We start from the raw sequence: 10463 nt of genomic DNA on the forward strand, positions 1-10463 counted from the left end.
GGCGCACACCCAAATCAGGTGCGCCATGGGAACTTTTCCCGGCAACAGCGGGACTTTTTCCGTATCCGGCATCCCACCGGGCGCAGCAACCTGTGCAGGCCAAAACCTCCACTGGGAACTGCAACCATGACAATAAGATCGCTACCCGCCCTTTCCCCGCTGACGCTTGCCGTACAGGCCTTTTTGCTGGTGGGCAGTTTGTCCCTGAGCGCTGCCAGCCATGCCGCAACCGCCCCTGCCAACCCGACCCGCAACGTCAGCTGGGAGGACATTGCCAACGATCACCTGACCACCAGGGACGTGCTGCAATACGGCATGGGCACCAACGCCCAGCGCTGGAGCCCCCTGGCCCAGGTCAACGACAAGAACGTGTTCAAGCTGACCCCGGCCTGGTCCTACTCATTCGGCGATGAGAAGCAGCGTGGCCAGGAATCCCAGGCCATCGTCAGCGATGGCGTGGTGTACGTCACCGGTTCCTATTCCCGGGTATTTGCCCTGGACGCCAAGACCGGCAAACGCCTGTGGACCTACAACCATCGCCTGCCGGACAACATCCGTCCGTGCTGCGACGTGGTCAATCGCGGGGCGGCGATCTACGGCGACAAGATCTACTTCGGCACCCTCGACGCGCGGCTGGTCGCCCTGGACAAGAACACCGGCAAAGTGGTGTGGAACAAGAAGTTCGGCGACCATGCCGCCGGCTACACCATGACCGGCGCGCCGGTGCTGATCAAGGACAAGACCAGCGGCAAGGTGCTGCTGATCCATGGCAGCTCCGGCGATGAGTTCGGCGTGGTCGGGCAGCTGTTCGCCCGGGATCCGGACACTGGCGAAGAAGTCTGGATGCGGCCCTTCGTCGAGGGGCACATGGGCCGCTTGAACGGCAAGGACAGCACCACCACCGGTGACGTCAAGGCGCCGTCCTGGCCGGATGATCCGACCACCGAAACCGGCAAGGTCGAAGCCTGGAGCCACGGTGGCGGTGCCCCTTGGCAGAGCGCCAGTTTCGATCCGGAAAGCAACACCATCATCGTCGGCGCCGGCAACCCCGGCCCGTGGAACACCTGGGCGCGCACCGCCAAGGACGGCAACCCGCATGACTACGACAGCCTCTATACCTCGGGCCAGGTCGGTGTCGACCCGAGCACCGGCGAGGTGAAATGGTTCTACCAGCACACGCCGAACGATGCCTGGGATTTTTCCGGCAACAACGAGCTGGTGCTGTTCGACTACAAGGACAAGGACGGCAAGACGGTCAAGGCCACCGGCCACGCGGACCGCAACGGCTTCTTCTACGTGGTCGATCGCAACAACGGCAAACTGCAGAACGCCTTCCCCTTCGTCGACAACATCACCTGGGCCAGCCACATCGACCTCAAGACCGGCAAGCCGGTGGAGAATCCGGGCCAGCGGCCGGCCAAGCCACTGCCGGGCGAGACCAAGGGCAAATCCGTGGAAGTCTCGCCGCCGTTCCTCGGTGGCAAGAACTGGAACCCGATGGCGTACAGCCAGGACACCGGGCTGTTCTACATTCCGGGCAACCAGTGGAAGGAGGAGTACTGGACCGAGGAGGTCAACTACAAGAAAGGCTCGGCTTATCTGGGCATGGGTTTCCGCATCAAGCGCATGTACGACGATCACGTCGGCAGCCTGCGCGCGATGAACCCGACCACGGGCAAGGTGGTCTGGGAGCACAAGGAGGCGCTGCCACTGTGGGCCGGTGTGTTGGCGACCAAGGGCAACCTGGTGTTCACCGGCACCGGCGATGGGTTCCTCAAGGCCTTCGACGCGAAAACCGGCGCCGAGCTGTGGAAGTTCCAGACCGGCAGCGGCATCGTCTCGCCGCCGATCACCTGGGAACAGGATGGCGAGCAGTACATCGGCGTGACCGTCGGTTATGGCGGCGCGGTGCCGTTGTGGGGCGGCGACATGGCCGAGCTGACCAAGCCGGTGGCTCAGGGCGGGTCGTTCTGGGTGTTCAAGATTCCGAGTTGGGATAGCCAGGTGGCGAAGAAGTAGCTTTCTGCAGCGAGAGGGCTTCCCTGTGGCGAGGGAGCTTGCTCCCGCCGGGCCGCGAAGCGGCCCCTCCATTTTCAGCATTACCGGGTTGCCTGGGTTCGCGACTGCTGCGCAGCCGAGCGGGACGATGCGGCGTTCCGACAAGCTCCCTCGCCACTGGAACTGTATTGGTCACAGGTTTTGTGTGTATCCAGCTGCCCTGCCCATTCCGAGGACCTGTCATGAAATATCTGCCTTTAGGGCTATTGCTCACTGCCGTTGCGGTTTCCGCCGCCGCCGACGACGCCGAAGACACCCCGCTGATAATCAACGGCTGCACCATCGCCGATCACAGCCAATGCCCCGGCACCGATCTCAAAGGGGCGAACCTGAGCAATCAGGACCTGCGCAACATGAACCTGAGCGGCGCCGACTTGCGCGGTGCCGACCTGCGTCACGCCCGTCTTGACCTCGCCAACCTGGAAAAGGCCCAGCAGCAGGGCGCCAACCTGACCCGCGCCAGCCTGCAACAAAGCAACCTGCGCCTGGCTGATTTCAGTGGTGCGACGCTGATGGCGATCCAGGGTTGGGGGATGTTTGCCCAGGGAGCGCAATTCCAGGACGCCAACCTCGGCGGCGCAAACCTGCAATTCGCCCGCCTCTCCGGGGCCCGGCTGCACAATGCCAACCTGCAGGCCGCCGATCTGGAAATGACCTGGCTGAGCAAGGCCGACCTCAAGGGTGCCAACCTCGGTGATGCAAACCTGCAGGAAGCGAAGTTCGGGGAAAGTAATCTGGAACAGGCGAACCTCAGCGGTTCGCGCCAGCATTATGCGAATTTTCAGGATGCGAATATGGAGGGGTGCAAGGGGTGTCCGAAGACGTGGAACAAGTGAGGTCAGGGCAAAATACAACCACTGTAGGAGCGAGCTTGCTCGCGATGAACCTGAGAACGCAGCTGGGTGTCAGGTTACCCGCGTTATCGTTGTCGACCATCGCGAGCAAGCTCGCTCCTACACACCCGCACCACCCCCATATCGATCCCCAAATGCACCAATTCGGCATGGGACGTCACCTGCAACTTGCTCTTGAGCAAGGTCAGGTGGTTTGAAACCGTCTTGCTGCTGATGCTCAGTTGCTCGGCGATCAACCGGGCCGGGGTGCCTTTGGCGAGCATCACGAAGATCTCCAGTTCGCGTTGGGTCATGCTCTGCAAGCGCGGATCACTGGCGTCCTGTTGCGCATGACACGCCAGTTGAGTGGCCAGCGGCTGTTCGATGTAGGCATGCCCCGCAAGGATCCGCCGCACGGCCTCGATCAACACCTCCGGCGCCGAACTCTTGGTCAGGTAACCCGAAGCCCCCGCATCCAGCGCCTGGCGCACCAGCGGCAACTCATCGTGCATGCTGAAAAACAGCACGCGCAATTGCGGCAGGCGCTGACGCAGGCGTCGGGTGGTCTCCAGGCCGCTGATCCCCGGCAAGCCAAAATCCATGATCACCAGGTTCGGCACGGCTTCCTGCACCCTGGTCAAGGCTTCTTCGCTCGTAGCGGCTTCACGGACCTCCATCGCCGGCAATAGCGCGCGCAACAGACTGGCGTAGCCCTGACGGACCACCGCATGGTCATCGACCAGCAGAATATTCATGACGCCTCCAAAGGCATGCTCAAGGCCAGCGCCCAACCGGCACCGGGGTGGCTGATGATGCGCAGTTCGCCGCCCAGGCTGCGGGCACGTTCGAACATCGAGTACAAACCGACACCCGGGCGCTGTGGCTGTGCTGCACCGCGACCGTTGTCGCGAATCAGCAAACGCAAATGGCCGCCGCGATGTTGCAGGCGCACCCGCACTTCGCTGGCGCCGGCATGCCGGGCGACATTGGTCAACGCTTCCTGCAACAGGCGGTAGAGATGGGTCTTGTCCGGCGCGGACAGCGGCGGCAACTGCGCGCTGACCCGTAACTGGCAATCGATCCCCTGCCGACCCTGCCATTGCTCCACCAGCAACCCAAAGGCTTCGGCCAGCGGCAGGTGTTGCAACATCACCGGGTAGAGGTCGTGCACCAGCGCCCGAAAGCCCTGTTGCAAGTGCTCGCAGTTGTGTTCCAGCTCGCGCACCGTACGTTCCACCACCACCGGTTGATTCGCCACCAGCCGCAGCAGGCAGGCCTGGGCGCGGATGCCGGCCAGGTACTGTCCGAGGTCATCGTGCAGGGTCTGCGCCAGATGGGTGCGTTCCTGCTCCTGCACCGCCAGCAAGGTCTGTGTCAATCGGGTGTTATCCGCGTGAGCCTGCTCCAGCGCCACGGTCATGCGGTTGAAATGCGTCGCCAGTTGCCGTGCCTCCGGCAACCCTGCAGCCCGCAGGCGCACCTGGAGTTGGCCGGCGCAGACCTGCTGCAAGGCGCGCAGCAGTTCGTCGAGCAGGCCCATGCCCCGGCGCACGGCCCAGCGGATGGTCAACAGGCTCAGCACCAGCGCCAGGCCACAGAGGCTCAGCAACTGCTGGAGCGAGTCCCGGATTTCATCGATTTCATCCCGCGGATCGACCGCGATCTGTACGCGCCGGCCATCGCGCAAATCCAGTACTCGCGCGCTGTGCCGGGCTTCGGCGAACAGCAGGCGCCCGAGCCAGGCATCAAGCCCGTCCTTCACCTGCAGACGTGCCGCCTCGCCCGGCTCCAGCCAACGCACCCGCACATGACGCAAGCTGCTGGTCAGCTTCGGTTGCAGGCTGGCGGGATCACGCTCGGCGGTTTCACTCAGGTATTCGACCACCGCCTCGGCGGATTGCAACTCACGCTCCACATCCTCCACCGCCTGATGCACCAGCAAGCCCATGCACGCCAGGGCCACCAGGGCGAAAAAGCCGCAGACCCAAAGGTTGATCCGCCACAGGGCCGACACGCCTAGCGCCCCGGCATCGCGGGCACGACCAGCAACAGCGCGGGGCGCGGCCCGTGGAGTTTGTCGACGCCGATCATGCTCAAAATCAGCAACAACGGCAGGAGCAGCGCTTTGAGAATTCGCATGATCGATCGCCTCCGGAGTGATGGCCGTTATGGCCCATGCTAAAACCGCGCCGCCCCGGGCGAGCTACTACCTTGGTACTGCCTCACTGGTACTTTCTGCATATTTCATCCCCGGCCAAGGGTTCCTATGCTGGCGCTACCTGTAAAGGAGTGACCCATGCGCCAGCTTGCCCCTTACGCCCTGATCTACCTGCTGGCGATTGCCTGCGCCGCCGGGCTGGCCACGCACAGCCAGGCCGCGGACGCGCCGTTGCAGGTGCAGATCGGCTACCTGGGCTATCGCCCCGATCCCGGTCCATTGCTGTCGAACATCATTCCCGAGCCGGTCGACGCCGGGCTGCGGGGCGCGGAACTGGCGATCACCGACAGCAACAGCACCGGACGTTTTCTCCAGCACAGCTACAACCTGGTCAGCGTCAACGTCGACAACCCCGAGGCGTTGCTCGAAGCGGCGAAAGCCCAACACGAGCAAGGCCTGCGCTTGTTCGTGGTAAACGCGCCGGCCGCCAGCCTGCGCCAACTCAGTGCTGCCCTGCCCGACAGCCTGCTGTTCAACGCCGGCAGTCCTGAGGACAGTTTGCGGACCACCGACTGCCTGCCGAACGTGCTACACAGCCTGCCTAGCCGGGCGATGCTCGCCGACGCGTTGGCGCAATTTCTGGTGGTGCGCAAGTGGCAGCGGGCGCTGCTGATCGTCGGCCCGACCGCCGACGATCAAGCCTATGCCGCGGCCCTGCGCCGCGCAGCCAAGCGCTTCGGCCTGCAACTGGTGGCGGAAAAAGCCTGGAGCTTCGATAACGATCAACGCCGCAGCGCCCAGGCCGACATGCCGCTGTTCACCCAGACCGCCGAGTACGACGTGGTACTGGTGGCTGATGAACGCGGCGATTTCGGTGAATACGTGCCGTACCAGACCTGGTACCCGCGCCCGGTCGCCGGGACTCAAGGATTGACCCCGGTGGGCTGGCACAAGACCGTGGAAACCTATGGTGCCGCGCAGTTGCAGAAACGCTTCGAAGCCCTGGCCAGCCGCTGGATGAACGACCGCGATTTCGCTGCCTGGATCGCCGTGCGCAGCATCGCCAGCGCGGTGAGCAAAGTGCGCAAGGCCGATCCGATGGCGATCCGTCAGCTGGAAATCGGCGATCAGTTGCCACTGGACGGCTTCAAGGGCCGCAAGCTCAGTTATCGGCCGTGGAATGGCCAATTGCGCCAGCCCATCCCCATCGTGCAACCCCGGGCACTGGTCAGTACTTCGCCCCAGGACGGTTTCCTGCATCCCTTCAACGAAATGGACAGCCTCGGCTACGACAAGCCCGAGGTCAGCTGCCGCTTTCCCTGATCCCTGCTCCTCCACGACAACTACAACAACAAGGAATTCGCCATGCGCCGCACCCTGCTCTGCCGCTCCCTGCTTTCCTGGGCCCTGCTGCTCGCCGCCGGGCACGCCGCTGCCAGCACCGCCTGGGTCTCCAACGAAAAGGACAACAGCCTGAGCCTAATCGACCTGCAGACCCTGCAAGTCACCGACACCCTGGCTGTCGGCCAGCGTCCCCGCGGGTTGCTGCTGTCCCACGACAACAAGCTGCTGTACATCTGCGCCAGTGACTCGGACCGGGTCCAGGTGATGGACGTCGCCACGCGCAAGATCATCAAGGAACTGCCCTCGGGCAAGGACCCCGAGCAGTTCGCCCTGCACCCGAACAATCGCTGGCTGTATGTCTCCAACGAAGACGATGCGCTGGTGACGGTGATCGACACCGAAACTTCCAAGGTGCTGAGCCAGATCAGCGTCGGCGTCGAACCCGAAGGCATGGCCGTCAGTCCCGATGGCAAATGGGCGGTGAACACCAGCGAAACCACCAACATGCTGCACTGGATCGACACCAGTACCCAGACCCTGGCCGACAGCACTCTGGTGGACCAGCGGCCGCGCTTCGTCGAGTTCACCCCGGACGGCAGCAAACTCTGGGCTTCGGCGGAGATCGGCGGCACGGTGACCATTCTCGACGTCGCCAGCCGCCAGGTGCTCAAGACCCTGACCTTCAAGATCAAGGGCGTGCACCCGGATAAAGTCCAGCCGGTGGGGATCAAGCTCAGCGCTGACGGCAAGTACGGTTTTGTCGCCCTCGGCCCGGCCAATCATGTGGCGGTGATCGATGCCAAAACCTTTGAGATTGTTGATTACCTGTTGGTCGGGCGGCGGGTCTGGCAGCTGGCGTTTACCCCGGATCAAAAGCAACTGCTGGCCACCAACGGCGTCAGCGGCGATGTGTCGGTGATAGATGTGGACAGCCTCAAGGTCAGCAAATCGGTCAAGGTCGGGCGCTATCCCTGGGGCGTGGTGGTGACCCCATGAACGCGCTGGAAGTCAGCGACCTGAGTTTCGCCTATGGGCCGCGGGAGGCGCTGTGCCAGGTGAGTTTCAGCCTGGCACCGGGGCGCTTTGCAGCGTTGCTGGGGCCGAACGGCGCAGGGAAATCGACGCTGATCGCCCTGCTGACCCGACTCTACGACTTGCAGCGCGGTGACATCCGCGTCGGCGGTTGTTCCTTGCGCAATGCGCCACGCCCGGCACTCAAGCAGTTAGGCGTGGTGTTTCAGCAAAGCACCCTGGACCTGGACCTCAGCGTCGAGCAGAACCTGCGTTATCACGCCGCGCTGCATGGGCTGTCGCGGCGCCAGAGCGGCATCCGGGTCGAGGCCGAACTCGCCCGCCAGGCCCTGACCGAACGCCGTCGCGAGCGGGTGCGCGAACTCAATGGCGGGCATCGCCGGCGAGTGGAAATCGCCCGAGCCTTGCTGCATGAACCGCGTCTGTTGCTGCTCGATGAGGCCAGCGTCGGCCTCGACCCGGCCAGCCGCCTGGCGCTCAACCAGCACATCCGCAGCCTGTGCCGCGAGCAGGCGCTCAGCGTGCTCTGGACCACCCATCTGCTGGATGAAGTGCAGCCCAGCGACGATTTGCTGATCCTGCATCAGGGCCGGCTGGTGGCCAGCGGACAGGCCGATGCCTTGAGCCTGGAACATGGCGGCAACCTTGGCTCGGCATTCGCTCGCCTGACGACCTCTGGAGTCGCCCCATGAACGCTTACTGGCAGTGTTTCAGCGGCATCGTGTTGCGCGAGTGGCTGCGTTTCGTGATGCAGCGCACACGGTTTCTCAGTGCGCTGGTGCGGCCGTTGCTGTGGCTGCTGGTGTTCGCCGCGGGCTTTCGCGCGGCACTCGGCATCGCGATTATCGAGCCCTATGACACTTATATCCCGTACGAGGTCTACATCATCCCCGGCCTGGCTTGCATGATCCTGCTGTTCAACGGCATGCAGGGCTCACTGTCGATGGTCTACGACCGGGAAATGGGCAGCATGCGGGTGCTGCTGACCAGCCCCCTGCCCCGGGTCTTTCTGCTGTGCAGCAAGCTGTTGGCCACTTCATTGATTTCCCTGCTGCAGGTGTATGCCTTTCTGGCGATTGCCTGGGTGTACGGCGTGCAACCGCCGGCGATGGGTCTGTTGATCGCCTTGCCGGCCTTGTTGCTGGTGGCGTTGATGCTCAGCGCGCTGGGTTTGCTGCTGTCCAATGCGATCCGCCAGTTGGAAAACTTTGCCGGGGTGATGAACTTCGTGATTTTCCCGCTGTTTTTCCTGTCGTCGGCGTTGTATCCGCTGTGGAAGATGCGCGAGTCGAGTGAGTGGTTGTATGGGTTGTGCGCGTTGAATCCGTTTACCTATGCGGTGGAGTTGGTGCGGTTTGCGTTGTATGAGCGTTTCAATCCGGTCGCACTGGCGGTATGCGTGGGGCTGACGCTGGTGTTCTCCCTACTGGCCGTCCTCACCTTCAACCCGCAACACGCCGCCTTGCGCAAAGCCAGCTGACAACAGCATCCACTGTGGGAGCGAGCCTGCTCGCGAAGGCGGAGTGTCAGTCGGCATCAATACTGGATGTGATGGCCTCTTCGCGAGCAGGCCCGCTCCCACAGTTGATCTTCATCCGCTGCAAAATCAATGCATTAGCCAGGCAAAATTACTACTTTAGTACCGGTTTACCTGTCTATCGTCGCATTCCAATCGCACCGCGACTGGCATGTAATGGGTTCATAACTATAAGGATTGAACCCCATGCCGCGTGCCCGACCCTGCCTGTTGCGCCCTTCGCTCGCTGCGTTGTCACTAAGCCTGTTGTTGGGCGTCGCACAGGCCGATACCCCGCTGTTCTCCTCCGACGGCTATCGCATCGGCCTGTACCGCAGCCCGACCCCGGATCAACTGCAGGGCGCGACCATCGTCGATACGCCAGCCCTGCAATCGCTACTCACCCAAACGCCGCGCCCGCTGCTGATCGACGTCTACCGCCGCCAATGGCTGCAAGGCCGCTTCATCGAAGATCAGCCTCACGAAAACCTGCCCGGCAGCCATTGGCTGGCCAATACCGGTGACGGTGACCTGACGCCCGAGTGGCGGGACTATTTTGCGCGTAAGCTGAACGTATTGACCGCAGGCGATCGCGCGCAACCGCTGGTCTTCTACTGCCGCTCCGATTGCTGGTTGAGCTGGAACGCGGCAAGACGCGCCGCCGCCATCGGCTATAAGACGCTGTACTGGTATCGCGACGGCCTGGACGCCTGGCAAGCGGCGAACCTGCCAGTGACGCCGGCCCGGCCCGAACCCTTTCCCTGATCTTTACGCTTGCGTGTAGTTGCCACACCATAATCAAAAAAACGAGGTGAAAGGCCATGTACAAAATTCTGATTGCCGACGATCACCCACTGTTTCGCGAAGCCATTCATAACGTCATCAGCGATGGTTTCCCGGGCAGCGAGGTGATGGAAACCGCCGACCTCGACAGCGCCCTGGCGCTGACCCAGGAGCACGACGACCTGGACCTGATCCTGCTCGACCTGAACATGCCCGGCATGCACGGGCTCAACGGCCTGATCAACCTGCGCAACGAGGCGCCGACCATTCCGGTGGTGATCGTCTCGGCCGAGCAGGACAAACAGATCGTGCTGCAGGCCATCACCTATGGCGCGGTGGGTTTCATCACCAAATCCTCGCCACGGGTGCAGATGACCGAAGCCATCCAGCAGATCCTCAATGGCAATGTGTACTTGCCACCGGACATCATCCGCACGCAAAAAAGCGGCACCCACCGCCGGATGAACGACAACCCGAGCTTCCCGCCGGAATTGCTGCAGGCCCTGACCCGCAAGCAGTTGCTGGTGTTGGAACGCATGACCAAGGGTGAGTCGAACAAGCAGATCGCCTACACCCTGGAAATCGCCGAAACCACGGTCAAGGCGCATGTCTCGGCAATCCTGCGCAAACTCAATGTGCATAACCGGGTGCAGGCGATCTTGAGTGCCGGTGATATTGATTTCGGGTCTTATTTGCGGCGTTGAATACCGGATCAACCGGAAGACCGGGTCGGCCCTAT

11 protein-coding genes are annotated in these 10463 nt (G+C 62.8%); 8 read left to right on the plus strand and 3 right to left on the minus strand.

All coding sequences use genetic code 11. The features are described from left to right. Positions 1-126 precede the first annotated feature (126 nt). On the plus strand, positions 127-2019 hold the full coding sequence (gene exaA / locus ACA067_RS16330) for a quinoprotein ethanol dehydrogenase (RefSeq protein ID WP_497457538.1): 1893 nt from the start codon (positions 127-129) through the stop codon (positions 2017-2019). Positions 2020-2240: 221 nt separating this feature from the next. Beyond that, positions 2241-2894, plus strand: a complete 654-nt coding sequence (locus ACA067_RS16335) for a pentapeptide repeat-containing protein (RefSeq protein ID WP_497457539.1) — start codon at positions 2241-2243, stop codon at positions 2892-2894. An 83-nt stretch (positions 2895-2977) separates the two neighbouring features. Here the strand turns inward: ACA067_RS16335 and ACA067_RS16340 are convergent, their stop codons facing one another. The 3 genes from ACA067_RS16340 to ACA067_RS16350 are packed head-to-tail and all read right to left on the minus strand — an operon-like array spanning position 2978 to position 5030. Further along, positions 2978-3646: a response regulator gene (locus tag ACA067_RS16340; protein WP_497457540.1), complete on the minus strand. Its 669-nt coding sequence runs from the start codon at positions 3644-3646 to the stop codon at positions 2978-2980. Further along, positions 3643-4905 carry a sensor histidine kinase gene (locus ACA067_RS16345; RefSeq protein ID WP_497457541.1) on the minus strand — a complete coding sequence of 421 codons (1263 nt, stop codon included), beginning with the start codon at positions 4903-4905 and terminating at the stop codon, positions 3643-3645. The genes ACA067_RS16340 and ACA067_RS16345 overlap by 4 nt, the downstream gene beginning before the upstream one ends. Before the next feature lie 2 nt (positions 4906-4907). Continuing rightward, entirely contained in the window at positions 4908-5030 is a 123-nt protein-coding gene (locus tag ACA067_RS16350; protein ID WP_497433923.1) for a hypothetical protein, read from the minus strand. 157 nt (positions 5031-5187) lie between these two features. Here ACA067_RS16350 and ACA067_RS16355 point away from each other — a divergent pair, with 157 nt between their 5' ends. From ACA067_RS16355 to ACA067_RS16380, 6 genes are all read left to right on the plus strand, one after another. Then, positions 5188-6372 (plus strand): ABC transporter substrate-binding protein, encoded by a 1185-nt coding sequence (locus tag ACA067_RS16355; RefSeq protein ID WP_497457542.1) that lies wholly within the window; start codon positions 5188-5190, stop codon positions 6370-6372. A gap of 42 nt (positions 6373-6414) precedes the next feature. Continuing rightward, a complete protein-coding gene (locus ACA067_RS16360; RefSeq protein WP_497457543.1) occupies positions 6415-7389 on the plus strand; it encodes a YVTN family beta-propeller repeat protein in 975 nt (324 codons plus the stop codon). Beyond that, positions 7386-8117: an ABC transporter ATP-binding protein gene (locus ACA067_RS16365; protein WP_497457544.1), complete on the plus strand. Its 732-nt coding sequence runs from the start codon at positions 7386-7388 to the stop codon at positions 8115-8117. The genes ACA067_RS16360 and ACA067_RS16365 overlap by 4 nt, the downstream gene beginning before the upstream one ends. Beyond that, on the plus strand, positions 8114-8905 hold the full coding sequence (locus tag ACA067_RS16370) for an ABC transporter permease (protein ID WP_497457545.1): 792 nt from the start codon (positions 8114-8116) through the stop codon (positions 8903-8905). The genes ACA067_RS16365 and ACA067_RS16370 overlap by 4 nt, the downstream gene beginning before the upstream one ends. A 243-nt stretch (positions 8906-9148) precedes the next feature. Then, a complete protein-coding gene (locus ACA067_RS16375) occupies positions 9149-9706 on the plus strand; it encodes a PQQ-dependent catabolism-associated CXXCW motif protein (RefSeq protein WP_497457546.1) in 558 nt (185 codons plus the stop codon). Between the two features lie 56 nt (positions 9707-9762). Next, positions 9763-10428 carry a response regulator transcription factor gene (locus ACA067_RS16380; RefSeq protein ID WP_017339466.1) on the plus strand — a complete coding sequence of 222 codons (666 nt, stop codon included), beginning with the start codon at positions 9763-9765 and terminating at the stop codon, positions 10426-10428. Positions 10429-10463 lie beyond the last annotated feature (35 nt).

This window comes from Pseudomonas sp. LBUM1674 (genome assembly GCF_059695635.1).

Bases quoted from the DNA above. Each gene is read 5' to 3' on its own strand.
- exaA (WP_497457538.1), top strand. From the start codon at position 127: ATGACAATAAGATCGCTACCCGCCCTTTCCCCGCTGACGCTTGCCGTA.
- ACA067_RS16335 (WP_497457539.1), top strand. From the start codon at position 2,241: ATGAAATATCTGCCTTTAGGGCTATTGCTCACTGCCGTTGCGGTTTCC.
- ACA067_RS16340 (WP_497457540.1), bottom strand. From the start codon at position 3,646: ATGAATATTCTGCTGGTCGATGACCATGCGGTGGTCCGTCAGGGCTAC.
- ACA067_RS16350 (WP_497433923.1), bottom strand. From the start codon at position 5,030: ATGCGAATTCTCAAAGCGCTGCTCCTGCCGTTGTTGCTGATTTTGAGC.
- ACA067_RS16355 (WP_497457542.1), top strand. From the start codon at position 5,188: ATGCGCCAGCTTGCCCCTTACGCCCTGATCTACCTGCTGGCGATTGCC.
- ACA067_RS16360 (WP_497457543.1), top strand. From the start codon at position 6,415: ATGCGCCGCACCCTGCTCTGCCGCTCCCTGCTTTCCTGGGCCCTGCTG.
- ACA067_RS16365 (WP_497457544.1), top strand. From the start codon at position 7,386: ATGAACGCGCTGGAAGTCAGCGACCTGAGTTTCGCCTATGGGCCGCGG.
- ACA067_RS16370 (WP_497457545.1), top strand. From the start codon at position 8,114: ATGAACGCTTACTGGCAGTGTTTCAGCGGCATCGTGTTGCGCGAGTGG.
- ACA067_RS16375 (WP_497457546.1), top strand. From the start codon at position 9,149: ATGCCGCGTGCCCGACCCTGCCTGTTGCGCCCTTCGCTCGCTGCGTTG.
- ACA067_RS16380 (WP_017339466.1), top strand. From the start codon at position 9,763: ATGTACAAAATTCTGATTGCCGACGATCACCCACTGTTTCGCGAAGCC.